Origin of the sequence: Pseudoxanthomonas sp., from assembly GCF_035999195.1 — a bacterium.
Lineage (GTDB): Bacteria > Pseudomonadota > Gammaproteobacteria > Xanthomonadales > Xanthomonadaceae > Pseudoxanthomonas_A.
Genome location: NZ_DASYGY010000009.1, coordinates 2,098,692 through 2,124,178, shown reverse-complemented (window position 1 = coordinate 2,124,178; position 25,487 = coordinate 2,098,692). Strand labels below are relative to the sequence as shown.

The window sequence follows — 25,487 nt, the reverse complement described above, 5'->3', positions numbered from 1 at the left end:
GCCTATTCGATCACCTCAACCCGAGCAGCCGGATTCTGTGTGGGTCATCTGGCAGGCGTCTGCACCCCCGCACTCCCCACCCCATGCCGACGGCCTTCGCTCACCGCCGTCACCGTGCCGTCCGCATTGAACACCAACGCGTTCGCCGCACCGATGTCCTCTGCCTGCGCTGACCAGCGTTGCCCGCGCGCCATCAGCGCCTTCGCCTGTTCGCTGTCCGAGTAGCCCGGCTCGATGTCGGTGGCCGCGCTGTTGCGCTGTGAGAGCCGCGGCGCGTCGATGGCCTGGTCCATCGGCATGCCGAGATCGATGTAGTTGACGATGGTCTGCAGCACGGTGGTGATGATGGTGGAGCCGCCGGGACTGCCGATCGAGAACGCGGGCTTGCCGTCCTTCAGCGCGATCGTCGGCGTCATGCTGCTGCGCGGGCGCTTGCCGGCTTCGGGCACGTTCGGGTGTGGGCCGGTGAAATCGAAGTCGGTCAGTTCGTTGTTGAGCAGGAAGCCGTAGCCCGGCACCACCATGCCGCTGCCGCCCCAGTCCTCGATGGTGAAGGTGTAGGCGACGACGTTGCCCTCCTTGTCGGAGACGGTGAGGTGCGTGGTATGCGCGCTTTCCGGCTGCAGCGTGCGCGGTGCCGGACGCAGTGGAGGACTGGGATCGTGCTGGAACGGGTAGGGGTCGCCGGCCAACACGACGCCTGACGCGGCCCGGTTCGGATCGATCAGCGCGCGGCGTTGTGCGGCGTAGTCCTTGCTCAGCAGGCCCGCGACGGGTGCGTCGACATATTCGGCATCGGCCAGGTAGGCATCGCGGTCGGCGAAGGCCAGTCGGCTGGCTTCCAGGTACAGGTGCTCGACCTCTGCGCGTGGCAGCGATGCGAGGTCGTAGCCTTCCAGGAGGTTCAAGGCCTCGAACACGGTCACGCCGCCGCTGCTCGGCAGCGGCATGCCGTAGAGCTCGTAACCGCGGTAGGTCGAACGCACCGGCAGGCGCACGCGCGCATCGTAGTTGGCCAGGTCCGCCAGCGTCATGCGGCCGCCGCGCACCGAGACGCCGCGCGCGGTCGGTGGGCGGTTGACCGTGTCGACGATCGCGTTGGCCAGCGGACCCTGGTAGAACGCGTCCACGCCGCCGCTCGCGAGCAGGCGATACGTGCGTGCGAGATCCGGATTGCGAAGCATCGCGCCGGCCGGAATCGCCTTGCCATCGCGCAGGTACAGCGCGGCCGTGGCGGGGAAGCGGGCGAACTTGGCTTCATTGCGCGCGACCAGCCCCGAGAAGTTCGCATCGACGCGGAAGCCGCGTTCGGCTACGTCGATGGCCGGGGCAAGGACCTGCGCGAACGGCAGGGTGCCGTAGCGCTGCAGTGCCTCATGCCAGCCGCGCACGGTGCCGGGCACGCCGACGGACGGGCCGCTGGCGACGGCCGTGTCGTAGTCGATCTCCTTGCCGCCTTCGACGAACAGGGTCGGCTGCGTGGACGCCGGCGCCGTCTCGCGATGATCGAGGGTGATCACGCGCCGGTCCTTCGCCAGATACACCACCATGAAACCGCCACCGCCGATGCCGCAGCTGAAAGGATCGGTGACGCCGAGCGTGGCGGCAGCCGCCACGGCGGCATCCACCGCGTTGCCGCCCTGGTCGAGAATGGTGATCGCCGACTGCGTGGCCTGTTCGCTGATCGTGGCGGCCGCGCCTCCCGTTCCCCGGGCCACCGGCGTCTTCGCGTGCAAGGTGACCGCGAACAGCAGAACCAGCAGCGGCCAGAGGCGCAGGCGTCGGATCATGATCGGTCACCGGAGAGGGGATATCCGGATTGTCACACGCGTCCCCGGGTCATGCCGGGTCAGCGCAGGTGGCCTGCCTGAAGCGCGCGGAACCCGCCAGATGCGCGGCACAGCGTCCGGATCGCGCCGCTGGAGCGAGCGCGCGGCTGCCATCGCCGTCACTCCTTCAGCCGTGGCAGCCCATGCGCGTCGCGCTCTTCGACGACGGCGGCGTCATGGATCTCCTGCCGCATGTCGCGCACCGGCAGTTTCACCGGCAGGTCGCCGCGCGCGGCCCTGACGGCGTTGGCGTGGCATTGCTGGGCCGATGCGGTGTCGCCGGCTTCGTTGAAGCCGATCGCCAGTTCTTCCCACGCCTCCGCCCCTGCGCCCTGGGCAACCGCGCGATGCAGGAATTCCTGTGCCGCCGTCCACTGACCCTGCTGGCGCGCCAGTCGGCCCAGCGTCACCAGCAGCGCCGGACTCGAAGGATGCGCGTGCAGCCAATGCTGGGCGCTGGCGCGGCGGGAATCCAGCTTGCCGACCGGCAGTCGGCCGTACAGCGCCACTAGATTTTCGTCCCAGCGCGATTCCAGCGCCTGTTCGATGCTGCGCGTGGCCGCATCCTCCCAGCGTAGCGCCGCGGCGCGTTCGGCATAGGCGGCCACCACCGACGGCTGCAGGCGCAGCGGCTTGGTGAGGACTTCCCAGCGCTCGGCCAACACGTTGGGATCGGCCGCTTCGCGGAGCGACTGCTCGGCCAGGCGTACTTCCAGGGCATCGAACGCGGCGGGGGCGAGGGCCTGCTGCTGTTTCAGAGCGCCCAGCAGTCCGTAGGCCTCGCCTGCGCGCGCGGTGCCGGCCAACGCGTCCGCGCGCAACGCCAGGCCGCGCGGCGGCAGTGGTTGCACCTCGGCCGCATCCAGCACGGCCAGCGCCTCCTGCGGGCGGCCGGCGTCGATTGCGATCTGCGCCGCGGTGATCGCATGCGCCTGGACGGAGCGCTCGCGCAGGGCGAGCAGATGTCGCTGCACCGCTGCGTCATCGTCGCGGGCCTGGGCGGCGCGGACGGCGGCAGCGCGTGCGACGGTGCCGACCTCGGCATCCTCCGACGCGCGCTCCAGCAGTTTCTCGGCTTTCTGCCAGTAGCCGGCGTGCAGCGCATCCAGGCCATCGATGAGGCGTGCGCGCGCCTGCTTGCGGCGATGGCGACTCCAGGCGCGGAACGGCAGGCTCAGCAGGCGCCAGGCGATCCACAGTGCCGCCGCCACCAGCACCAGCGAAAGCAGGGCGCGCGGAACATTGGTGTGCAGGTCGTAACCGCCGAGCCGGACGAACACCTCGCCCAGGTCGCGATCGGTCGCCGCCATCCATTGCGCGGCCAGCACGCCGGCCAGCAGCAGCAACAACAGCATCACGACGGTACGGAATGGCTTCATGGCGCGACCTCCGGTGTATCCGAGGATGGCGTCGGCACCTGCAGCCTCAGGCCCGCACCACGCAGCGCACGCAACTGCTGCAGCGTGCTGCCCAGTTCCGTGGGGCGAGGCGCCGACACCGCCTGCAATGTGCGCAACTGCGCGTGAACCTGCCGTCGTTCGGGTGAATTCGGCCACAACCGCGGCAGCCAGCCGTCGATGCGCGCCAGGGCCGCGCGCCAGGCCGCCTCGTCGTTGCGTTCCAGCGCGGCGCGCGCCAGGCTGATCTCGACCTGCAGCGCCGTCTCGGCCGTCGTGCGCGCGTCGGGCGCCACCAGCGTGGTGTCGCGCGTGGGACGCACATCGACCAGCGGCGCCAGCCAGCGCTGCCAGGTCGGCCGGGCGGTGGCATCGGCGGCCGGGGATGTATCGCGGGGCAGACCGGACAACGCCGCGGCGATGGCGTCCAGGCGTTTCGCTGCGGCGGCCTGCGGTCCCTCTCCCAGCGCGTCGAGCGCACTGCGTTCCTGCGCCAGCGCCTGCTTGAGATTGAGCAGGCGATGGTCGTCGATGCCGTCCAGCGCGCCGGCCGCCAGCGCGTAGGCACGACGCGCGCCGGCGACGTCGTGGGCGATGTCCAGGCGCTGCGCCGCCAGCGAGAGCAGCAGTTCCACTTCGTCCAGCCGCAGCGCCTGCGCGCCGTGGCGGGTGGGGTCGGAAAGTTTGGCGACGCTCTCTTCCAGCAGGGCGCCGCGCTGGCCGAGGCCGAGCACTTCGTCGCGCAGCACGCGGTTGGTCGCGGCGGCGTCGAGCAGGCGTTGCGCCTGCGCGCGCTGGTCGCGACGCAGCGCCTCGGTACGGGATTCCAGCGCGTCGAGGCGCTGTTCCGCCGCCGATTGCATCGATTGCGCCTGCGCACTGCGTGCCTGCCACCACGCCCAGCCCCGCCAGGTGCCGATGGCGACGACGATCAACGCCAGCGCGACGAACGCAAGGCGTGCCCGATGGTCGGCGCGGGGCGGAGAAGCGGACTGGTCGTTCACAGGCGTCCTTGGCGACAGGCAAAACGTGATGGGTGCCGCAGATGCTACCGGATGCCGGCGGGTCCGATCGTGCACGCCGCCTTCATCAGCTGCGCGGGGCGGGGGCCGTCGGCGAGCACGACACGCGCGAAGCCGGCTTCGTCCGCTGCCCGCGCCAGGCGTTCGCTCGCGGCGACGACCGGCATCGTCCTGAGGCGTACGGCCAGCGGCGCGCTGAGCTGCGACAGGACTTCGTGCAGGGCACCGCCGCTGCTGAGCAGCAGGCAGGCGGGCGCCTGCAGGGCCGCGAGCGCCGCCAGCGCGGGAGCGGCCAGCGGAATCGGCTCGCGCCGGTACACCTCGGCGCGTTGCACGCGCGCGCCACGGGCTTCGAGCGTCGGCACCAGCAGATTGCGGCCGTCCGGCGCGGTGACGAACCCCAGTCGCTGGCCACGGATCGCGGCCAGCGGCGGCAGCGCGAGCAGGCCTTCGCTGTCCATGCGACGGGGAAACCCCACGTCGTCGATGCCGCAACGACGCAGGGCCGCCGCCGTGCCCGCACCCACCGTCAGCCAGGTCTGCCCGGCGCCCGCCCGCAGGGGCTGCAGTGCGTGCGCGGCGGACACGGCCGCCGGGCTGGTGAAGACGACGATCGGACACGCGAGCGCATCGCGCAGGGCGCGCCGGGTGCCATCGTCGTCGCAGCGACGGATGCGCCATGGCGACAGCGCCAGCAGGCCCGCCCCGTGTCGCCGCGCGGCGCGCCTCAGCGCATCGTGCCCGCCCTGGGGCCGCAACGAGATGACGTACCATGCCGGCGGCGTTGGATGTCCCATACGCGGATTATGAGCGATGAGCCCGGAGCAAGCCCTGCAGGAACTGCGTGACTACTGTCGCGGCATGCCGCCGGTGGCGGCGATGCGCGTGGAGGTCGACGGTTTCCACGACGACGCCCTGCGACTGACCGCGCCGCTGTCCGCCAACGTCAACGACAAAGGCAATGCCTTCGGCGGCAGCCTGACCTCGCTGATGACCGTGGCGGGCTGGGGCCTGGTGACGCTGAAGCTGCGGCTCGCCGGACTGAAGGCGGAGGTCTACGTGGCCGACAGTCAGATCCGCTATCTGGCACCCCTCTACGGCGACCTGGTCGCCGAGGCCCGGTTCGCCGAGGGCCAGTCGCTGGAGGCCTTCGTCGACACGCTGGTGCAGCGCGGTCGGGCCCGCATCCAGGTGGACGCGTACGTCCGCCTGCCTGAAGGCGGCATGGCGACCACGCTGAGCGGACGCTTCGTGGCCATCGCGAAGCGGTAGCATGGGGCCATGACGAAGGGGACGCGCATGCATCGGATCGGAACGTGGCTGCTGGCGATGGGCCTGTTGGCGGTGCTGGTACCGGCAGCGGCGCAGAGCCGGCTGCAGCGCGGCAAGCTGCAGCCGATGCAGGATGCCTACGCCGCCGCGATCCGCTGGGGCGACTTCGAGACCGCCTGGCAGCTGGTCGACCCGGCCTACCAGGCCGAGCACCCGATGACCGAGCTGGAGTTCGAGCGTTACCAGCAGGTGCAGATCTCCGGCTACCGCGACCTGACCACAGGCAGTGGCCCGGACGGCACGGTCGAACGGGTCATCGAGCTGCGCGTCATCAACAAGCACACCATGGCCGAGCGCACGATGCGCTACCGCGAACGCTGGCGCTGGGACCCCGAAGCCAAGCGGTGGTGGCTGGTCGTGGGCCTGCCGGACCTGTGGAACGGCGAGTAGCCGTCCGGCGCCCCCTCGGCGTCCTGTGCGACAATCGCCGCCCGCTCGAAGATCGCCCGCCCTGTGAATTTCGAAGAAGTCCTGGCTTTCGCCACCCGTTCTCCCTACAACCAGATCCTGTCGCTCGGCCTGGTGGCCCTGACGGTCGGCATCGTCTACACCGAAGTCGCGCGCCTGTTCCGGGGCTACAAGGTGCTGCGCCCCGCCGAGCTGACCCACCTGGTCAACAGCGAAAACGCCCTGGTCATCGACCTGTCGGCGAGCAACGACTTCGAAAAGGGCCACATCGCCGGCAGCCGCAACGTGCTGCCCAGCGCGTTCGACCCGGAAGGCAAGCTGCTGGCCGGGGCCAGGTCCCAGCCGGTGGTGCTGGTCTGCCGCACCGGGCAGGCGTCCGGCGCCGCCGCCAAGCGGCTGAAGAAGGCCGGCTTCGAAAAGGTTTACGTGCTGGAAGGCGGCATCGCCGCCTGGCAGCAGGCCGACCTGCCGCTGATCAAGGGCCGCTGAGCCCCCGGGTGGCCGCGGACCCGCCCTTGAAGCGGGCCCCGCGTGTCGCCATGACATACTTTCCATTCACCGCCGCAATCCAGATTCCGGAGTCAAAGAAATGTCCGACGAGACCACCAACGGCGCGGTTGCGCCTGCCGCCGAAGCCGCTGGCCCCGCTTTCACTGTCGAGAAGATCTACGTCAAGGACGTTTCCTTCGAAGCCCCGGGCGCGCCGGCCGTGTTCGCCGAGAACGTGCAGCCGGAACTGCAGCTCAACCTCAACCAGCGCGTGCAGCGCCTGGGCGAGAACGCGTTTGAAGTGGTGCTGGGCGTGACCCTGACCTGCAAGGCCGGCGACAAGACCGCTTACGTGGCGGAAGTGCAGCAGGCCGGCATCTTCGGCCTGATCGGGCTGGAGCCGCAGGCCGTCGACGTGCTGCTCGGCACGCAGTGCCCGAACATCCTGTTCCCGTACGTGCGCCAGCTGGTCAGCGACCTGGTGCAGGCCGGCGGCTTCCCGCCGTTCTTCCTGCAGCCGATCAACTTCGAAGCGCTGTACGCCGAGTCGCTGCGCCAGCGCGCCAACCAGGGTGGCGACGCCAGCCTGGCCAACTCGGAACCGGCCGGCAACGCCTGATCGCCGGTGCGTGGTCCTGTCAGGGCGGCGCTGCCGCACACAGGGGTGACGGATGTCTGACCCGAAATCCGCCGATGTCCTGAAGATCGCGGTGCTGGGCGCCGGATCCTGGGGCACCGCCCTGGCCGCGCTGATGGCGCGGCACGGGCACCAGGTGACGTTGTGGGGTCGCGACCCGGTGGTCGCGGCCGCCATCGACGGCCAGCACGAAAACACCCGCTACCTGCCCGGCATCCCGTTGCCGGACAGCCTGCGCGCCACCACCGACCTGGCCGCATCGCTCGCCGATGCCGACCAGGTGCTGGTGGTCGTGCCGTCCCATGCCTTCACCGAAACCCTGCGCAAGCTCGCGCCGCTGCGCCCGGCCAGGGCCGGCGTGGCGTGGGCGACGAAAGGCTTCGAAACCGGCTCCGGCCGCTTCCTGCACGAGGTCGCCGAGGAAGTCCTCGGCCCCGACGTGCCGATCGCCGTGGTGACCGGCCCTTCCTTCGCCAAGGAAGTGGCGCTGGGGCTGCCCACCGCGGTGACCGTGCACGGCGCGGACCCGGTGTTCGCGCAGGCGGTGGCCGACGTGATGCATGGCCCGGCGTTCCGCGCCTACACGGGCGATGACATGGTCGGCGCCGAACTCGGTGGCGCCATGAAGAATGTGCTGGCCGTGGCCACCGGCGTGGCCGACGGCATGCAACTGGGCCTCAACGCCCGCGCCGGCCTGATCACGCGCGGACTCAACGAGATGCTGCGCCTGTCCGCCGCCATCGGTGCCAAGCCGGAGACCCTGATGGGCCTGGCCGGCCTGGGCGATCTGGTGCTGACCTGCACCGGCGACCTGTCGCGTAACCGCCGCCTGGGCCTTGCGCTCGGTCGCGGCCAGTCGCTGCAGGATGCGGTGCGCGACATCGGCCAGGTGGTCGAATCGGTGCAGACGGCTGACGAAGTCATGCGCCAGGCGGACCGCCACGGCATCGACCTGCCGATCTCCAGTGCCGTACGCGCCGTGCTGCACGGTGACCTGACCCCGCGCGATGGCTTGCAGCATCTGCTGGCCCGCGAACAGAAGCCGGAGTACCCCGAGACGCTGTTCAAGTAGGACGCGTCCGTATGCGAACAGACGAGCCCGGCGATGCCGGGCTCTTTTGCGCCCGTCATCCGGCCAAAGAAAAGCCCGGCCACGAGGGCCGGGCTTGGGGTGCGACGCGGGGAGAGAGGGGACGCGTCGCGGGGGAGAGCGCCTTGCGGATTACCAGGTGAAACGCGGGCCGACGAACCACTGGGTGTCGTTGTCGGCGAACTTGACGTCGCCGCTCAGGCCCCAGTTCTGGTTGAACTTCACCTGGGCGCCGAGGCGGCCGTAGAAGTCACCGTCGAAGTCGCTGCCGTCTTCGTAGCCGACGGTCGCATAGCCCTCGAACTTCGGCGCGATCGCACCACGCACGCCGACTTCGGCGCTGTAGCCGTTCAGATGGTCGCCCGGCACCTTGTAACGCTCATAGGCCACGCGCGTGATCAGATCCGCGCGCTGGCTGATCTCATGGTTGTAGCCCAGGCCGAACCGGTAGTTGTCGATGTCGACGTTGGTGTTGTCGAACTCCTGGGTGGTGTAGTCGCCGAACAGATGGAAGTTCGGCGCGATCGCGACCGAACCCTTCACGCCCCAGCCATCGGCATCCGGCAGGCCATCGCTGAGGTTGGAGGCGACGTAGCCGCCTTCCACGTAGTTGTAGGAAACGCCTTCGGCCGCCGAAGCGGCAAACGGAGCGGCGGCCAGCAGGGTCAGGGCAAGCAAGGACTTCTTCATGGGACGTGTTTCTCTCTTGTTGTTGTGTGTCCGCAGCCTCGCGGGAAGCGGCGGTGGGCGAAGTATCCGCCTCGCCTCACAACACCTCCTGAATATCAAACTGACCGGTACATAAATTCAGCGCGGACAGGGGAACTTCTGGCACACGCGTGATGACCGTCGCCATTGACGCATGACGCGTGTCCGCTTTTTCTATCGGATAGCGAGTCGAAGAAAAAAGCGGATGGATTCCGCGGCGCGTGGATACGCGCAGGCTTTTTCCGGGCGTCAGGAGATACTCGATGATGGAAGAACGGAGCTGGGAGCAGGGGATCGGCGCCGGCGATGCCGAGATGATCGATTCGTTCGCGGTGGTGCAGCTGGACCAGGCGCGCTGGGACGCGATCGTCGCGACGCTGCCGCGGCTGGTGCGTGCGCGTGCCGTCAATGGTGAGCGCACGCGGGCGTTTCTTGAGGCGGTGCTGTGGGTGGCGGTGACCCGGCAGCCGTGGGGGCGCCTGCCGCGCATGTGGGGTCCGTGGCACAGCGTCTATGTCCGTTTCACCCGCTGGGCGCAGGACGGTATCTGGGATGAAGTGATCGCGTCGCTGCACGCACACGCGGACATCGCCGAACCGCTGCAGCGACTCGTCAATACCTACCTGGAGTCGCGGCACCCCGCCTCGGTCGCGCGGCGCGAAGGCCCTCGATTCCGTCCGTTCTGACGGCCGACGATCTGGCCGCAGGCTCGCACCCGAGAGCCGACAGGACCGCCTGCGACATCCTCATGGTGAGCGAAGCGGCGTCCTGGCCGGTCACTGGCATCCCGCCTGTCCGGCGAGCAGGCGGTCATCTGTCGATGCATGATTTCATGGGCTTCGCATCGTCTACTTGCGCGATGTGGCAACCGCCGGGCGCGGTGGTGGATCGAGTAGAGATGGGATCAATCGAGAGCGATTGATCCGAGCCTGCAGACGCCTGTCAGCCGGCTGCATCCCCATCGCCATCGCGGGCATCCGGCGATTGGCGTGCCACGATACTGGTGGCGGTGAGATCCCCGGTGACGTTGCCGGTGGTGGCGAACACGTCGGGAATCGTGTCCACTGCCAGCAGCAGGCCCAGCGGCTCGATCGGCAGGCCCATCGACTGGGTCACCGGCATCACCGTGGCCATGAAGCTCACCTGCCCAGGCAGGCCGATCGAACCGAGGCTGATCACGACCGCCAGCGCGGCGCCGGCCGCCAGCGTCACCACGTTCACGTCGATGCCGTAGGCCCATGCGACGAAACAGGCGGCGACGATGTACTGGATCGGACTGGTGATGCGGAACAGCGTCACCGCCATCGGCAACACCAGGGCCGCAACGGCGCGCGGATGACCCAGCCGAAAGCGCGCGCTCTCCACCATCGCGGGCAGCGACGCCAGCGAAGACTGCGTACTGGCCGCCACCACCTGTGCGGGCAGGATGGCCTTGGCGAACGCGAGCGGCGACTGCCGTGCCAACACCGCCACGAGCACGTAGCAGATCAGCGTCGCACCCAGGTACATGCCGCACTGCAGGGCGATGTAGCCGGCGAGCGCGCCGATCACGCCGATGCCGGCCTGTGCGCACACCGCGAGCACCAGCGCGAACACGCCGACGGGCGCGGCCAGCAGCATCCAGCGCACGATCACGATCATGGTGTCGGCGATGCCGTGGCAGAAGCCGATGACCTGGGCGCGGCGATCCGCCTGCACCCGCGTGAGCGCGAAGCCGAAGAACAGCGCAAACACCACCACCGGCAGCATCGCGCCCTGCGCCGCCGCCATGATCGCATTGCTCGGCACGATGGATCCGATCCAGTCGGCGAGCGCCGGCGCGCCGCCCGCACCGGCGGGCGGAAGCGTGCCGTGCAGGGTGGCCGTCAGCGCTTCGCTCGGCGGCACCATCGCCAGCACGAGGGGCGCGACGATGGCCGCATACGCGGCGAACAGCGACAGCAGGGCGATGAACACCACCATCGCGCGACGCGCGACGCGGCCGGACGCGGCGGCATCGCTGGCGGTGGCGACGCCGAGGACCACCAGCGACAGCACCAGCGGAACCACGGTCATCTGCAGGCCACTGAGCCACAGCTTGCCGATCGGTTGCGCGATGGCCACGGCCGTGGCGGCGGTCGCGGGCGACCAGTGCGCCAGCGACAGGCCGACGATCGCGCCGGCCGCGAGTCCGAGCAGAACGCGCGCGGTGGCGCCCGGCCACCTCATCGCGCCGCCTCCGGCAACCGCCAGTCGCGGGCCAGGCGGCGATATTCGGCGCGGGGCAGCAGCACGAAGACCGGGCGCGCCTCCGGACGCAGCCACGCCAGCAGACGGTTCATCGTCTCCGAGGCCATCGCCGTGCAGCCGGCGGTCGGCTCCCCGGGCGTCCGCCACAGGTGCGCGAAGATGCAGCTGCCCGCACGCGGTGTGGCGGTCGAGTTGTGCCCGATCACCAGCCCTTCGCGATAACGGACATCGCCGTCGTTGTGCAGGTCCAGCCGCATCGGCTCGGTCGATCCCTGCGCGGCGGCCTCGCCCTCGGTGCGCGTGTCGATGATGCGGTTGTACAGCGGCGAATCCGGGACATCGATGCAGTAACTGGTCGCCTGCATCGCGCGGTACGGCATGGCGGTATCGATCTTGTCCGCATAGCCGAAGGCCTCGCCCAGGGTGAACACGCCTGCCGGTGCACGGCCATCGCCTTCCTGCTTCTGTGGTCCTTCAACTTGCACGGGGTGAAGGCCGAGACCCCACGCGGTGCCGTTGCGGCCCACCGAGATCGGTGCCGCTGCCGCGTCCGCACGCCAATGCCCGTCGCGCAACTCGAAACGCTGCAGCGTGCCGGTCGTGGCATTCCAGTCATCCGTCAGCACCAGCACCAGCTGGCGGGCATCGCGCCAGGGATACGGCGTCGGCGGTTCCACCGCATGGGCGCGGATGCTGCAGGCGAGCAGCACGGCGGCGAGGGCGAGCGAGCGCAGCGGAACAGGCGGTAGCGACAGGGTCGGCATCACGACTCCAGCAGGTGATGGATGCGCTCGAGGTTGATGGCGAGCTGGCGGTGACGGTCCGGATTGGTCTCGCACAACAGCACGAAGACGAAATCCAGCAGGGACTGCAGCGATGAGCGGTAGAGCAGCTGTTCGACGTGCGGCGCCGGATCGTGCGCCGAGATCACCAGCGCGGCGTCCGCATGCGCGCGCAACGGGTTGGCGGTGTGGCGGGTGATCGAGATGACCTTGCCTTCGCAGGCCTGGAACTGGCGACTGACCTGCGACAGCTCCGGCAGCTTGCCGAATTCGGAGAACATCAGCAGCACATCGCCGGGACGCGTGGCCGCCAGGTTGGCCATCATCAGGATGGGGTCGGCGTGATGCACCGTCAGCAGGCCCAGCAGCGAGAGCCGCATGGCGAACTCGCGCGCGAACAGGCCATCGTCGCCCAGCCCGCAGACGAACACCTTGTCGGCCCGGTCGATCAGGCCGACGATGGCGTCGATGTGGGCGCGCGGATTGAGGCTGCGGGTTTCTTCCTCGGCCGCCATCTTGCTGCGGCGCAGGCCCTCCTGCAGCCGCTCGTAGGCATCGCCGGCATCCGCCTTCTCCGCGTCCGGTGGCCGCGCGTGGCTGCCGCCATTGCGGGCGACCGCCTCGCCGATCGTGTACTTGAGGTCCGGATAGCCCTTGAAGCCGAACTTCTGCGCGAACTTCACCACGCTCGACTGGCTGATGCCCAGCGCACTGGCCAGCTGCTGCGAGGAGTAGTCGCGCAGCAGGTGGGCGTTGTCGAGGATGAAGTCGGCGATGCGGCGTTCGATGGCCGACATCTGGTCGCGTTCGGAGCGGATCTTCACCAGGGGCGCTGTCATGGAGTGAGTGTGCTGGCGGGAGACGGGGCTGACAACGGGCCATCGCCGCCGGGCTCAGCCCGGCAGCATCTCCAGGCCGCGGATCTCGCGGATGCCCAGGCCGGGCGCCTCGGTGATGGTGATCTCCGACTCGTTGAAGATCACCCCGCCCTCGACCGGGTTGAACTGGCCCAGCGACGGACCGTCCAGGTCCACCTTGGTGATGACGCTGGCCTTCGCCGCGGCCACGTGCACGGCGGCGGCCACGCTGATGCTGGTCTCGATCATGCAACCGATCATGCATTCCACGCCGTAGAGCGAGGCGATGTCCGCGATGCGGATGGCGTTGGAGATGCCGCCGGTCTTCATCAGCTTGATGTTGATGATGTCGGCCGCGCGCATCTTGATCAGGTCGATGACCTCGGCCGGACCGAACACGCTTTCGTCGGCCATCACCGGCGTGTGCACGCGGTCGGTCACGTACTTCAGGCCCTCCAGGTCGCGCGCCTTCACCGGCTGCTCCAGCAGTTCCAGCACCACGCCGGCGTCTTCCAGGTGCTGCATGGCGAACACCGCCTGCTTGGCGGTCCAGCCCTGGTTGGCGTCCAGCCGCAGCAGGGCGCGGCCTTCCACGGCGGAATAGATGGCCTTGACGCGTTCGATGTCCAGGCCGATGTCCTTGCCCACCTTGATCTTCAGCGATTCGAAGCCGCGCTCCACTGCGCTGATGGAGTCGGCCACCATCTTGTCGATGTAGTCCACGCTGATGGTGATGTCGGTGGTGATGACCGGATCGCCTCCCCCCAGCATCTTGTACAGCGGTGCGTCGTACAGCTGCGCCCACAGGTCGTAGACCGCGATCTCGACCGCCGCCTTGGCGCTGGTGTTGCGCTCCAGCGCGGTCTGCACCAGCTCGGTGATGTGGTTGAGGTTGGCGATGTCCTGGCCGATCAGGCGCGGCCGGATGAACTTGCCGATGGCCTCGATGATCGAGCCGTGGGTATCGCCGGTGATCACCGCCGTGGCCGGCGCTTCGCCATAGCCCACGTGGCCGGTGTCGGTCTTCACGATCACCACGATGTCTTCCACCGTATCGACGGTGCGCAGCGCGGTCTTGAACGGGGTTTTCAGCGGCACGCGCAGCATGCCGAAGGTGATCTCGGTGATCTTCATGGTGCCCCTTGGGGACGGATGCGCTGGATGGCGGTGATGCGGTCGACGGTGGACTGTTCGGGGTTGAACAGCAACGGTTCCAGCGGCGTGACCGCCACCGAATTGAGCGTGGTACGGACGACGTTGCCGTCGGCATCGCGGTAGCTGATGCCCGTCGTGTCGTGGATGGTGTAGGTGATGCCATTGTCGTGGCCGATCACCATCATCACGTGGCCGGGGATGTAGACCAGGTCGCCGACCTGCAGCGTCTGCAGCACGGCCAGCCGCTTCTCGTGGCGGTCGCCGGCGTCGAAGCCGATGCGGTCCAGCGCCGGACTCACTGCCTGCGCGCTGGTATTGCGCGGCAGGACGATGCCCATGCTGCGATACACCTCGGACACGAAGCCGCTGCAGTCGCGGCTGTCATAACGGTGTCCCCAGCCGTAGCGCTCGCCCAGGAACTTGAAGCTCTGGTGGAGAAGGTTGGCGGCGGTGTAAGGCAGGTAGTCCGATGCGACATCGGCGGTCCGCGGCAGCAGGGCCGGCAGCAGCTCCAGCGAACCGTCGGCACGACGAACCGGCAGCTGGATCACGTGGGAGGTATAGGGATGTTGTCCGTTCACCGGCTTGTCGGCCTGCCAGTCGGCCAGCAGCGGAACGCGCACGCCCATGTCCAGCTGCAGCGCGGACAGGCCGGGTTCCTCGGGGTTGTGAACGGTCCGCACGGTGGCGCCGGTCACCACCAGCGCGGCGTCGCCTTTGCCGTAACCGAACACCGTGTCGCGGCTGCCCTCGCCGACGAACCGCTTCTCGATCCACGCCGCGTACAGCGGGCTCACCACGAAGTACCAGTCGCCATCGGCGCTGGTGTGCGCGATCACCACCGGCGTACCGGGGAACAGCGCGCTCTCCTGGAAGCGGTCGATGTCGGTGTCGTCCGGGCTGCTGAAGACGCGCTGGCGCGTCGGGAACGTGCGCAGGTCAGCGCGCTGCACCACCAGGCCGTAGCGCGCAGGGGCCTGCGCGGGGATGGCGACGAGGTTCGCGTTGGCGACGACGCGGTTCACCTGATCGGCGGTCAGCACCTGACCCTGCGCGTCGTAGAGCGCGCGTGTCGGCGGTGACGACAACGGGACCAGCCATGCCCGCACGTCGGCGTCGCGCAGCTGCGCGGGTAGCGCCTCCAGTCCGTTGACGTGCGTGTCGGTGGCCTGCATGCGTGCGTTCTGCTCGGCGATCTCGGCGCGGGTCAGGCGTGGCCGCTCCGCGTGCGCTTGGCGGGAGATCCAGTAGTCCGGCGAGAGGTGCCGGTCGGCGACGCCGATGACGCCGTGGTCCGGCACGGCATCGCGGGCGTGGCTGACGCCGGCGATGGCCAGCAGTGCGCCGAGCAGCCACCCCACGCGGCGCGCACGCGCCCCGTCGCGCCGGCGTTTGCACCGCATGCCTGCCTTCATCCCGCCCCTCCGCATCGCGATGTCCGCGCGAAGGGGGAATATTTATTTCTCGATCTGAAAAAATCAAGAATAAATTATTGACCCCCTCGCCGAGGTCATGGTACACAGCCAGGACGGTTGGCTTGGGGCGTTCTGCGTGGACAGCAACAACATCGACTCGGGCGGCGCACGAATGCGCGTCCGCTGGCGGCGCGTCCTGCTCGCGGCGCTGATCCTGCTGCTGGGCGCCTGCGCCCATTCCGGCCCGCGCAATCCGCTGGCCACCTGGGTGCCGTCGAAGAATTTCGACGAACGGCGGCCGGTGGTGATCGTGCTGCACTACACCGAACAGGATTCGGTCCAGCAATCGCTCGACACCCTGCGCAGCCGCAACAGTGGCGGGCGCGTCAGCTCCCATTACCTGCTGGGCAAGGACGGCAAGGTCTACCAACTGGTCAGCGATACGAAGCGCGCCTGGCATGCCGGCGCCGGTCGCTGGGGCGCGATCACCGACGTCAACAATGCCTCCATCGGCATCGAGATCGACAACGACGGCAAGAGTCCGTTCCCCGATGCGCAGATCGACAGCCTGATCGTGCTGCTGCGCGACCTGACCCAGCGCCTGCGCATTCCGCCTGCGCAGATCATCGGCCACTCGGATCTGGCGCCGTCGCGCAAGATCGACCCGGGCCCGCTGTTCCCGTGGAAGCGCCTCGCGGAAGCGGGCTTCGGCGTGTGGCCGGCCGCCGACGCCGGCGATCCGCCGCCGGGGTTCGACCCGTGGCTGGCCCTGCAGGCAATCGGCTATTCCGTCGACAACCGCGCCGACACGGTGCGTGCGTTCCATCACCGCTTCCGCGGCATGGAGGGCACGGAACTGGATGCGGAAGACCTGCGCATCCTGCATGCCCTGACGGCGCCCGCAGCGTCCGCGCCATGACGGGCAGGAATATTCAAGTCGATTTTTTATCGGCGCAAGAATAATTTATTGACTACGGTTAGGCTGCGTGCTACACCGCCGTCACAGGGGTTTTGCCGGCAGGGGTGCCGGAGTGGTTCCGTTTCACTGGGCAATCTGTGGTGCGCATCCGGGATGGAATGTGCAGCAAGGCGCGAATGGGGAGCCATCCGGGCCGGGGATCGACGAACGACCGCGACGCATGCCTGAGCAAACGAGGGCGTCGCACCCGGAACGGCGCGTCGAGCGCATCGCAGTTGCCGTACATCCGTCGCGCGCACCGCGCGTCCAGACTTCAGAGGAGATCCGCATGTCCGCTCGACGCCGTTCGCCCAGGCCCACCCATCTCGCCACCGCCGTCCTGCTGGGACTGGCCATTCCGGGCGTGGTGTTCGCGCAGGAAGAGCCCTCCACCACCGGTGCACGCACCCTGGACACGGTGACGGTCACCGGTTCGCGCATCAAGCGCACCGACGTGGAAGCCGCGTTGCCGATCACCATCATCCAGAAGGCCGAGATCGAAGCGCAGGGCATCACCTCGGCCGAGCAGCTGCTGCAGTTCCTCAACATCGCCAGCAACGGCTCGGACAGCCTGGCGTCCAATGCGGGCATCGCACCGGCCGACCTGCGCGGCAACAACGGTGTGTCCGGCGCCAACCTGCGCGGCCAGGGCGCCGATGCCACGCTGGTGCTGCTCAATGGCCGTCGCGTCGCCACCCACGGTCTGCGTGGCCAGGCGGTCGACCTGAATTCCATTCCCTTCGCGGCCATCGATCGTGTCGAAGTGCTGCGCGACGGCGCGTCGGCGGTCTACGGCACCGACGCCATCGGTGGCGTGATCAACTTCATCACCCGCAGCGATTACCAGGGCATCACCGTCAACGCCGGTTTCGACGTGACCCAGGAAGGCGGCGGCAACATCTACACCTACAGCGTGCTCGGCGGCATGGGCGATATCGATGCGGACGGCTGGAACGTCTGGGGCACGATGAACTACCGCGAAAACGAGATCCTGCTGGGCACCGATCGCGATTTCTCCAACACCTTCCAGCCCGAACGCGGCCTGTCGCCGGATACGCGCGGCACGCCGTTCGCCACGGTGACCAATGTGGCCGGCGGCATCATCACCGGCACGCTGACCGATCCGGATGGGGGCGGTGGGCAGGGCTTGATCAACATCCTCAACCTGCCGGGCGCTGCCGGCTGCGAAGCCGGCGGCGACCTGATGGGGCCTTACGCCTACCGCCTGTGGGGCGTGGCGAATTCCAAGTACGCCTGCGCCTGGGACTATCCGGCCGCGCAGGTGATGCAGCAGCCGCAGGAAAGCATGCAGGCGCTGGGTCGTGCGACGTTCAAGATCAGCGACAACCATCGCTTCTACGCCGAAGCGATGGCGTCGCGCTCGGAATCCAACCGCCAGTTCGAGGCACAGCAGATCAGTTCCAGTGCATCGACCGCTGCCACCGCGCTGGGTCCGAGCACCTGGTATCCGCTCAACGCGAACACCCAGGCCACCTACGACATGGTCTATAACGCGCTGGCCAGTTATTTCGGCACCGCGAACCTCGTCTACGGCAATCCGATTCCCTACCGCTGGCGCTGCGAGATCTGCGGGCCGCGCCAGATCGAGACCACCACCAAGGCTTACCGCTTCCTGGTGGGGATGGAAGGCACCATCGGCAGCTGGGACTACGATGTCGGCCTGTCGCGCGCGTCCAGCGAAGCCGAATCCGTGCTGGGCAGCGGCTACTACTTCACCCCCGCGTTCAAGGCGGTGCTGGGCAGCGGCCTGCTCAACCCGTTCCTGATGCCGGGGCAACAGCACGATCCGGCGGGCGTGGCGGCATTGCAGGCCGCCTCTGCCGCGGGCGTCACCCTGTATGGCGGCGAGTCGACGGTCACCACGCTGGATGCGGCGTTCTCCGGCGGGCTGGGCTTCAACCTGTGGGGCGGCGAAGTGATGGCGGCGGTCGGCGTGGACCTGCGCCGCGAGGAATTCGAGTTCGGCTCGACCAAGGACGGCATCGTCCTGGACAACAGCTACATCTTCGGTGCGCCGTTCGATGCCACCAACAACCTGCCCAAGGTGTCGCGCGACGTGAAGGCGGTCTATGCCGAAGCCTTCCTGCCGGTGTTCGACAGCCTGGAAGTGAGCCTGGCCGTGCGCCGCGACGATTACGACGGATTCGGCAGCACGATCAATCCGAAGTTCTCCTTCAAGTGGCAGCCGATCGATTCGCTGGCGTTCCGCGGCGCGATCAGCGAAGGCTTCAAGGTGCCGGAGTTCACCAAGCTGTTCAGTGGCGTCACTGAAAGTCCGTACACGGGCTTCGACCTGGCCGATCCGGCGACCTGTCCTTCCGGTGCGGCGAATCCTGCCGTGCCGGGCTGCGAAGCCATCCAGCCGGCCATCCTCACCGGCGGCAAGGTCGACCTGCAGCCGGAAACGTCCGACCAGAAGAGCTTCGGCGTGGTGTTCGCGCCGAGCGACTGGTTCAACATCAGCCTCGACTGGTGGGAGATCGAGCGGACCAACACCATCCGCACGCCCAACCAGGCCACGCTGATCTCCAACTACGACCTCTTCGTCGACAACTGGATCCGCGACGCGGGCGGCGAAGTGGTGGCGATCGACCGCCGCTTCATCAACTCCGGCGGCACGCTGATCAGCGGCGTGGAAGTGGACGCCAACCTGACTGGCGAACTGGCCGGCGGCATGTGGCGGCTCAACCTCAATGGCAGCTACATCGACAACTTCCAGGAAAAGGCGCTGGAAAGCTCGCCCTACGGCGACAACCTGGTAGGCAAATACGTCCGTTACTACAGCCTGCCCCTGAAGTGGAAGCACACCCTGGGCTTCAGCTGGGCCAAGGGCGACTGGTCGCACACGCTGACCCAGATCTACCGCGATGGCTACAAGGACGAGTTGCCGGTGAGCGTCAGGAACGGAAGCTTCATTCCGGAAGACTGGAACCCGGACGTCGACGACTACATCACCTACAACTACAGCGTCGGCTGGACCGGTCTGGAGAACGCCAAGTTCACTCTCGTCGTCCGCAACCTGCTCAACGAGGATCCTCCGTTCACCGCGCACCAGAACGACTTCGCGTCCGGTGCCGCGTGGGAACCGCGTGTCGCCGATCCGCGCGGCCGTTCGTTCGCGCTGATGGTCGAGTACAAGTTCGACTGACCTGATCCGCCAGCGGATCGCCCGCAGGTCAGGGCCGTCGCCGCCAGCCGGCGACGGCCTTCCCGCATGCGTGTTCCGGCGCTGCCGGCACGCGGAACCGAGTCATGCCATGAAGCGTCTTCTTGTCCTGCTGGCGGTGTGGTCGCCCGCCGCGCATGCGGCACCCGACACTGCCAGCGTCGACACGGCCGTCCAGCAGACCTTCGAGCGCTACCAGCTGCCCGGCCTGGCGGTGGGTGTCATCCGCGACGGCGAGGTCGTCTACACGCGCACGCTGGGCGAGCTGCGAGCCGGCAGCGGTGAGAAGATCGACCGGGACACGCTGTTCAAGATCGCCTCCAACAGCAAGGCGATGACCGCCGGTGTGCTCGCGCGCCTAGTCGATGCCGGCAAGCTGAAGTGGGACGATCCGGTCACGAAACATCTGCCGCAGTTCCGCATGCACGATCCGTGGGTCACGCAGCAGATGCAGGTCCGCGACCTGCTGATCCACAACAGCGGCCTGGGCCTGGGCGCCGGCGACCTGATGCTGTGGCCGGAGCCGAACCGGTTCACCCGCGACGACATCATCGCCGGCCTGCAGCATCTCAAACCCACGCACAGCTTCCGCTCGACCTACGCCTACGACAACCTGCTGTACGTGGTCGCAGGTGAAGTCGCGGCCGCGGCCGGTGGTGCCCCGTACGAGGAACTGGTGAAGCGCGAACTGTTCCGGCCGCTCGGCCTGTCGCGCTGCCAGGTCGGCGAATGGAACAGCGCCGAGGTCGGCAACGTGGCGCAGCCGCATATGCGCACGGCGCAGGGCAACCGCGTCATCCGTGAAGACGGCGAGGTCGTTCCCAACGTCACCTCGATGGCGGCGGGCGGCATCCGCTGCAGCCTGGACGACATGCTGGCGTGGATGCGCATGTGGCTGTCGCCCGACGCGACCCCGGCCTGGCTGTCGCCGGCGCAGCGCAAGGCCGTGTGGGCCGCCCACATGCCGATGCCGGTCAGTGCGCGCATGCGTGCCTGGGACAACAGTCATTTCTCCGCGTACGGCTACGGCTGGCGTCTGTCGGATGTGGACGGGGCGTGGAAGGTCGCGCATACCGGCACGCTGGCGGGCATGTATTCGTCCGTCATCCTGCTGCCCGACCAGCGTGCCGGCATCGTCATCCTGATCAACGGTGAAGGCGAAGCAGCGCGCACGGTGCTGGGACAGGTGCTGACCAAACAATTCACCGCACCCCAGTCCTCGCCCACGGTGGCGCACTACGCCGACCTGCTGGATCGGGAAACCGCTGGCGATCGAGCCGCCAGACCCGAGCCGGACACCAGCGCGCGCGAAACCGCCAATATTCGATCGCTGTGGGCATGGACCGGGCACTATCGCGACCCCTGGTTCGGCGAGGTGACGCTGTGTCCCGATGGCGATCGCGTCCGGTTCGCCGCCGCACGTTCGCCGATGCTGACGGGCACGGTGATGCGCGTGGGCGAACGCTGGCTGGTGGACTGGGACGACGACAGCGTGGATGCGGAGCCATGGCTGCACTTCGCCGCCGCGGCGGCTGGCGGCGGCGCCGGACTTACACTGTCGCATGTCGATCCCGACGCCGACTTCAGCTACGACTATGCAGATCTCGATTTCCAACGCACGCAGGCGTGCCGCTGACATGCGTGGCGTCTGGCTGCTGCTGTGCGTGCTGCCGTGGCTGGGTGCCTGCGCGTCGACGCCGGGCGTGCAGGTCTCTCCGGCGCAACGCGCGGCCGAAGTGGATCTCGTCGACGTCGGCAGCGTCGTGCCCGGGCTGCGACAGGAGATCCGGTATGCCGGTGGCCAGAATTTTGTCGGCACCCCCATCACGGGTTACGAGGCGCCGAAATGCTTGCTGCTGGCGCCTGTCGCGCAGGCGCTGGCGCGCGTGCAGCAGGACGTGCAGCGCGAAGGCCTGTCGCTGAAGGTGTTCGATTGCTATCGCCCGGTACGCGCGGTGCAGCACTTCGTCCGCTGGGCGCGCGATCCGGCCGACCAGCGCACCAAGGCGGTGTACTACCCCAACCTCGAGAAGGCCAGCCTGCTGGACGGGTATATCGCCGAGACCTCCGGCCACAGTCGTGGCGCGACGCTCGACGTGACGCTGGTGCGCTGCATGGACGACGACTGCGTGGAACTGGACATGGGCACGCCGTTCGATTTCTTCGATCCCCGCGCCAACACCGCGCATCCGTCCATCACCGATGAACAACGCCGCCATCGCGCGCAGCTGGTCCAGGCGATGGCGCGGCACGGTTTCCAGAACTATGCGATGGAATGGTGGCACTTCACCTTCCGTCCCGAACCCACCCCCCGCACCGCCTACGACGTTCCGATCCGATGAGCGCTTCCCCTTCCTCCACCTCGCCGCGGACGACCGACGTCGCGGTGATCGGCAGCGGCATCGTCGGCCTGGCCACCGCGCATCACCTGCTCGATCGCGGACTGTCCTGCATGTTGATCGATGCCAAGGGACCGGCGGGCGAAACCTCGTTCGGCAACGCGGGGTCCATCTCGGTCGGCAACGTGATGCCGCAGTCCACGCCGGGCATCGTGGTCAAGGCGCTGCGCATGCTCGCCAATCCGCTGGCACCGCTGAAGCTGGACTGGGCGGTCAGTCCGTCCTACGCGCGCTGGCTGCTGCAGTTCCTGAGTCAGGGTCGCCGGGAACACGTGTTGCCCATCATCGACGCGCTGCACGCGATCAACACCGCGTCGCGCGGTGCCTGGCTGGAACTCGGCGAACGGATCGGCGCGAGCGGATTGATCGCCCATACCGGCTACCTGCACGTCTACAGCGAGGACGCCACGTTCGCGAAGGGCGAGTGGGAGCGCGGACTGATGCGCGAGCGCGGCGTGGCCTTCGACGTGCTCGACGCGGCGCAGCTGCGCGATCTGGAACCGGGCATCGGCGCAGGCTTCCAGCGCGCGGTCTTCCAGCGCGAGTCGCTGGCGATGCGCGATCCGGGCGAATTCTGCCGTCGCCTGTTCGACGACCTGCGCGCGCGCGGTGCGGCATCGCTGACCGCCAGCGCGTCGGCCATCGTGCGGCAAGATGCGGGTTATCGCATCGATACCGACCGGGGTCCCGTGCATACGGGACGCGTGGTCGTGGCCGCCGGTGCGTGGAGCAACGCGCTGCTGCGTCCGTTCGGGCTGAAGATCCCGGTGATTCCCGCGCGCGGCTATCACCTGATGTACCCGCAGACAGCGGCCGTCGTGCAGCGCCCCACACTGTGGGCCGAGCGCTACATGGTGGTGTCGCCGATGCAGGCGGGCATCCGCATGACCAGCATCAAGGAACTGACCGCGCTGGGACGCGATCCGCACTATGCGTTGATCCACCGGCTCGATCCGGAAGCGCGCAAGCTGTTTCCGGGCATCACCGGCGAACCGGTGTCCGAGTGGGCCGGCAATCGTCCGTGCACGCCGGATTCGCTGCCGATCATCGATCGCGTGCCGGGCGAGGACATCTTCGTGGCGACCGGCCATGGTCATCTAGGGCTGACGCAGGGGCCGGTCACGGGGAAGCTGATCGATCAGATGATGGCCGGCGAGGCGCCGGAGATTCCGCTGGCGCCGTATGCGCTGGCGCGGTTCGGATGAACGATGTGGCGGTGGATGTGGGAGCGACGTAAGTCGCGATCGCAGATATCGGTGGTCAGCGCGTCTCGATCGAGACGCGCGTTCTCGGCAAGGTGGAAGCCTTCTTCGCCTTGAGGGGCGCCCGGCCGGGCACATGGTGTCTTGCGGTCGGCGTTCGCGACTTACGTCGCTCCCACAAGGGCGAACTGCGCGTCACGCGCCGCCGGCGAACCCGGCCTGCCGCCACGCCTCGAACACCACCACGGCGACCGTGTTGGACAGGTTGAGGCTGCGGTTGTTCGGGCGCATCGGCAGGCGCAGGCGCTGCGCTTCCGGCACACCGTCCAGCACCTCCTGCGGCAGGCCGCGCGTTTCCGGGCCGAACAGGAAGGCGTCGCGCGGCCGATAGGCGGGCTGGTCGTAACGGACGGTGCCGCGCGTGCTCAGCGCGAACAGGCGCGCAGGGCGGATGCGCTGCAGGGCGGCATCGAGCGAGGCGTGGACCTGCAGCGTGGCGTACTCGTGGTAATCCAGGCCGGCGCGCTTGAGCTGCTTGTCTTCCAATGCGAACCCGAGCGGTTCGATCAGGTGCAGCCGCGCGCCGGTGTTCGCGCAGAGGCGGATGGCATTGCCGGTATTCGGGGGAATTTCCGGCTGATACAGCAGGACGTCGATGTCCAGGGTGTCGGTCATGGCGCGCATTCTACGCGGCGCTGCATGGCCTCACGGGCGGGGGTGCGGTGGAACTCCGGCCGGCCGGCTTGCGTGAAGACGCAGGTGGAACGTGTACCGCTTGCGACTCAGCGCGAAGCCAGCTGGCCGGCCAGCGCGCCCGCCTGCACCGCGATCTGCTGCATGTCCTCGGCCGAGGGACGCACGGTGACCACCGGCATGTCGACCACGCGCACCGCCTGCTGGGCGAGGAACTGGGCCAGTTCGTCGGCGCTCGGGGTCACGGTGATGGTGGCCAGGTCGACGATCTTGGTGTCCTTGTACGTCTGGTAGTGCGCCAGGTCGGCGGCGTCCGGAGTCACGGTGACGGTCGGCAGGTCGACGATGCGCGCAACCGGGGCAACGGTGCCGCGGGAGGTATCGGCGTGCGTGGCGGAGACGACCATGGCACCGGCGCACAGGGCGAACACGGCGGCGGCGGTCAGGGGGAGGAGGTTCTTGGCGTTCATTGTCATGCCTCTGTAGTGATGTTGTTGAGTGGTGTGGTAGTAAGGTAGTACACCTAAACGCAGCGATCAAGCAAAACGGGTTGTTTTGGTGAGTTGATTCAGGCTTCAGTCAGCTTTGATGGGGTGCTGCGCGTTCTTGTTCTGGGTTACGCAGAAACCATGCCAGCTTCAAGTGGTTGATTCTTATGTGTTTCGTTACGCATCCTGCGTGTCCGCTCTCCGGAATCGCTGTCCGTCCGGCTGTCCGTCCTGCTTGAATCCAGACGTAGCGGGGCGTGCTTTGTGACCTCGAACACGCCGCTTCGCCCCGTGTCCGGTCAATCCGGTGCACACGGGTTTGGATGCCGTTCAACTCGGAAGCGTTGCGCCGTTGAGGGAGGTGCGCGGCGAACGTTCAGCTTCACCAGGGCAGCGGGTCGCCCTGCCAGTCGAGGAAGCGCCCGCTGTCCTCGAGGCCGAGGTGGTCGATCACGTGCAGCAGGCCGTTGGCGGAGTCCGCCACGGAAAGTGCGGCGTTGTCGCCGCCCATGTCGGTGCGCACCCAGCCTGGGTGCAGCGCGACCACCTTGATGCCGCGCGGCGCCAGCGCCTGGGCAAGCAGCGACGTCACCATGTTCTGCGCCGCCTTGCCGATCGCGTAGCTGGGCGTGCGGAACTCCTGGCGCAGGGCGATCGAACCGATCTCGGAGGAGATGTTCGCCACCACCGCACCGTCGGCGAGCTGCGGCGCCAGCGCCTGGGTCAGCAGGAGCGGTCCGCTGGCGTGCGTGTGGAAGCTGAGGTCCAGATCGGCGGCGGCGACCTGGCCGAAGCGTTCGCCGCCGCGCAGCACGCCGGCATTGTTGATGAGCAGGTGCAGCGGCGCTTCGTCGATGACCAGCGGCAACTCGCGCAGCAGCACGTCGCGGCTGCGCGCATCGGTCACGTCCAGCGGCAGTACATGCAGGCGGCCGGGGTGCTCGCCGGCCAGCCGGTTCAATGCCGTCGCCTTGCCGGGATGGCGGCAGGTCGCCACCACGTGCCGCTGGCGGGCCAGCAACTGGGAAGCGAGTTCCAGTCCGAGGCCGCGATTGGCGCCGGTCACCAGGCAGTGCTTGCGGTCCATGTCGCCTCCGCGTCAGGGGTTCGAGGGCATCGGCGCGGCGACGGCCGTGCCGAAGGTCATGGCTTGTGGCCTAGTGTAATGACCGCGGACGGGGGCTAGCATCGGGGGTTCTGCAGGCCCATT

At 68.2% G+C, this 25,487-nt stretch carries 24 protein-coding genes; 11 read left to right on the top strand and 13 right to left on the bottom strand.

Annotated elements, in window-relative coordinates; translation table 11 throughout:
- Positions 1-44: 44 nt before the first annotated feature.
- The 4 genes from ggt to VGN58_RS16865 form a co-directional block, all read right to left on the bottom strand.
- Positions 45-1,790 carry a gamma-glutamyltransferase gene (gene ggt, locus VGN58_RS16880; RefSeq protein ID WP_327484329.1) on the bottom strand — a complete coding sequence of 582 codons (1,746 nt, stop codon included), beginning with the start codon at positions 1,788-1,790 and terminating at the stop codon, positions 45-47.
- A gap of 158 nt (positions 1,791-1,948) precedes the next feature.
- Positions 1,949-3,208, bottom strand: a complete 1,260-nt coding sequence (locus VGN58_RS16875; protein WP_327484328.1) for a heme biosynthesis HemY N-terminal domain-containing protein — start codon at positions 3,206-3,208, stop codon at positions 1,949-1,951.
- Entirely contained in the window at positions 3,205-4,230 is a 1,026-nt protein-coding gene (locus VGN58_RS16870) for a uroporphyrinogen-III C-methyltransferase (protein WP_327484327.1), read from the bottom strand. The genes VGN58_RS16875 and VGN58_RS16870 overlap by 4 nt, the downstream gene beginning before the upstream one ends.
- A gap of 44 nt (positions 4,231-4,274) precedes the next feature.
- Positions 4,275-5,045, bottom strand: a complete 771-nt coding sequence (locus tag VGN58_RS16865; protein ID WP_327484326.1) for a uroporphyrinogen-III synthase — start codon at positions 5,043-5,045, stop codon at positions 4,275-4,277.
- Between the two features lie 16 nt (positions 5,046-5,061).
- Between VGN58_RS16865 and VGN58_RS16860 the strand changes: the two genes are divergently transcribed.
- The 5 genes from VGN58_RS16860 (at position 5,062) to VGN58_RS16840 (ending at position 8,186) form a co-directional block, all read left to right on the top strand.
- Complete coding sequence (locus tag VGN58_RS16860) at positions 5,062-5,520, top strand: YiiD C-terminal domain-containing protein (protein WP_327484325.1); 459 nt, start codon at positions 5,062-5,064, stop codon at positions 5,518-5,520.
- A gap of 27 nt (positions 5,521-5,547) precedes the next feature.
- Complete coding sequence (locus VGN58_RS16855) at positions 5,548-5,970, top strand: hypothetical protein (RefSeq protein WP_327484324.1); 423 nt, start codon at positions 5,548-5,550, stop codon at positions 5,968-5,970.
- A gap of 63 nt (positions 5,971-6,033) precedes the next feature.
- Positions 6,034-6,477 (top strand): rhodanese-like domain-containing protein, encoded by a 444-nt coding sequence (locus VGN58_RS16850; RefSeq protein WP_327484323.1) that lies wholly within the window; start codon positions 6,034-6,036, stop codon positions 6,475-6,477.
- A 100-nt stretch (positions 6,478-6,577) separates the two neighbouring features.
- Entirely contained in the window at positions 6,578-7,096 is a 519-nt protein-coding gene (gene secB, locus VGN58_RS16845) for a protein-export chaperone SecB (protein WP_327484322.1), read from the top strand.
- Positions 7,097-7,148: 52 nt separating this feature from the next.
- Entirely contained in the window at positions 7,149-8,186 is a 1,038-nt protein-coding gene (locus VGN58_RS16840) for an NAD(P)H-dependent glycerol-3-phosphate dehydrogenase (protein WP_327484321.1), read from the top strand.
- A gap of 150 nt (positions 8,187-8,336) precedes the next feature.
- Here VGN58_RS16840 and VGN58_RS16835 read toward each other — a convergent pair whose 3' ends face one another.
- Positions 8,337-8,894 carry an Ax21 family protein gene (locus VGN58_RS16835; protein WP_327484320.1) on the bottom strand — a complete coding sequence of 186 codons (558 nt, stop codon included), beginning with the start codon at positions 8,892-8,894 and terminating at the stop codon, positions 8,337-8,339.
- 281 nt (positions 8,895-9,175) lie between these two features.
- Here VGN58_RS16835 and VGN58_RS16830 point away from each other — a divergent pair, with 281 nt between their 5' ends.
- The gene (locus tag VGN58_RS16830; protein WP_327484319.1) at positions 9,176-9,598 is read left to right on the top strand and encodes a transposase; all 423 of its coding nucleotides are present in this window, start codon (positions 9,176-9,178) and stop codon (positions 9,596-9,598) included.
- A 256-nt stretch (positions 9,599-9,854) separates the two neighbouring features.
- Here VGN58_RS16830 and VGN58_RS16825 read toward each other — a convergent pair whose 3' ends face one another.
- The 5 genes from VGN58_RS16825 to VGN58_RS16805 are packed head-to-tail and all read right to left on the bottom strand — an operon-like array spanning position 9,855 to position 15,338.
- Positions 9,855-11,120: a dicarboxylate/amino acid:cation symporter gene (locus tag VGN58_RS16825; RefSeq protein WP_327484318.1), complete on the bottom strand. Its 1,266-nt coding sequence runs from the start codon at positions 11,118-11,120 to the stop codon at positions 9,855-9,857.
- Complete coding sequence (locus tag VGN58_RS16820) at positions 11,117-11,905, bottom strand: L,D-transpeptidase family protein (RefSeq protein ID WP_327484317.1); 789 nt, start codon at positions 11,903-11,905, stop codon at positions 11,117-11,119. The genes VGN58_RS16825 and VGN58_RS16820 overlap by 4 nt, the downstream gene beginning before the upstream one ends.
- Entirely contained in the window at positions 11,905-12,762 is an 858-nt protein-coding gene (locus VGN58_RS16815) for a MurR/RpiR family transcriptional regulator (protein WP_327484316.1), read from the bottom strand. Before VGN58_RS16815 ends, VGN58_RS16820 begins: the two co-directional genes overlap by 1 nt.
- 54 nt (positions 12,763-12,816) lie before the next feature.
- Entirely contained in the window at positions 12,817-13,914 is a 1,098-nt protein-coding gene (locus tag VGN58_RS16810; protein WP_327484315.1) for a dipeptide epimerase, read from the bottom strand.
- On the bottom strand, positions 13,911-15,338 hold the full coding sequence (locus tag VGN58_RS16805; protein ID WP_327484314.1) for an SH3 domain-containing protein: 1,428 nt from the start codon (positions 15,336-15,338) through the stop codon (positions 13,911-13,913). The genes VGN58_RS16810 and VGN58_RS16805 overlap by 4 nt, the downstream gene beginning before the upstream one ends.
- Before the next feature lie 184 nt (positions 15,339-15,522).
- On the opposite strand from VGN58_RS16805, the gene VGN58_RS16800 reads away from it, so the two are divergent.
- From VGN58_RS16800 to VGN58_RS16780, 5 genes are all read left to right on the top strand, one after another.
- Positions 15,523-16,269 (top strand): N-acetylmuramoyl-L-alanine amidase, encoded by a 747-nt coding sequence (locus VGN58_RS16800; RefSeq protein ID WP_327484687.1) that lies wholly within the window; start codon positions 15,523-15,525, stop codon positions 16,267-16,269.
- A gap of 328 nt (positions 16,270-16,597) precedes the next feature.
- Positions 16,598-19,477, top strand: coding sequence for a TonB-dependent receptor domain-containing protein (locus VGN58_RS16795; RefSeq protein ID WP_327484313.1), 2,880 nt, complete (start codon positions 16,598-16,600; stop codon positions 19,475-19,477).
- Between the two features lie 109 nt (positions 19,478-19,586).
- Positions 19,587-21,131, top strand: a complete 1,545-nt coding sequence (locus tag VGN58_RS16790; protein WP_327484312.1) for a serine hydrolase — start codon at positions 19,587-19,589, stop codon at positions 21,129-21,131.
- Between the two features lies 1 nt (position 21,132).
- Positions 21,133-21,837, top strand: a complete 705-nt coding sequence (locus VGN58_RS16785) for a M15 family metallopeptidase (RefSeq protein WP_327484311.1) — start codon at positions 21,133-21,135, stop codon at positions 21,835-21,837.
- On the top strand, positions 21,834-23,099 hold the full coding sequence (locus tag VGN58_RS16780; protein ID WP_327484310.1) for an NAD(P)/FAD-dependent oxidoreductase: 1,266 nt from the start codon (positions 21,834-21,836) through the stop codon (positions 23,097-23,099). Before VGN58_RS16785 ends, VGN58_RS16780 begins: the two co-directional genes overlap by 4 nt.
- Before the next feature lie 192 nt (positions 23,100-23,291).
- Here the strand turns inward: VGN58_RS16780 and trmL are convergent, their stop codons facing one another.
- From trmL to VGN58_RS16765, 3 genes are all read right to left on the bottom strand, one after another.
- On the bottom strand, positions 23,292-23,771 hold the full coding sequence (gene trmL / locus VGN58_RS16775; protein WP_327484309.1) for a tRNA (uridine(34)/cytosine(34)/5-carboxymethylaminomethyluridine(34)-2'-O)-methyltransferase TrmL: 480 nt from the start codon (positions 23,769-23,771) through the stop codon (positions 23,292-23,294).
- A gap of 107 nt (positions 23,772-23,878) precedes the next feature.
- Positions 23,879-24,259, bottom strand: a complete 381-nt coding sequence (locus tag VGN58_RS16770) for a hypothetical protein (protein WP_327484308.1) — start codon at positions 24,257-24,259, stop codon at positions 23,879-23,881.
- A 400-nt stretch (positions 24,260-24,659) separates the two neighbouring features.
- Positions 24,660-25,364 (bottom strand): SDR family oxidoreductase, encoded by a 705-nt coding sequence (locus VGN58_RS16765; RefSeq protein WP_327484307.1) that lies wholly within the window; start codon positions 25,362-25,364, stop codon positions 24,660-24,662.
- Positions 25,365-25,487 lie beyond the last annotated feature (123 nt).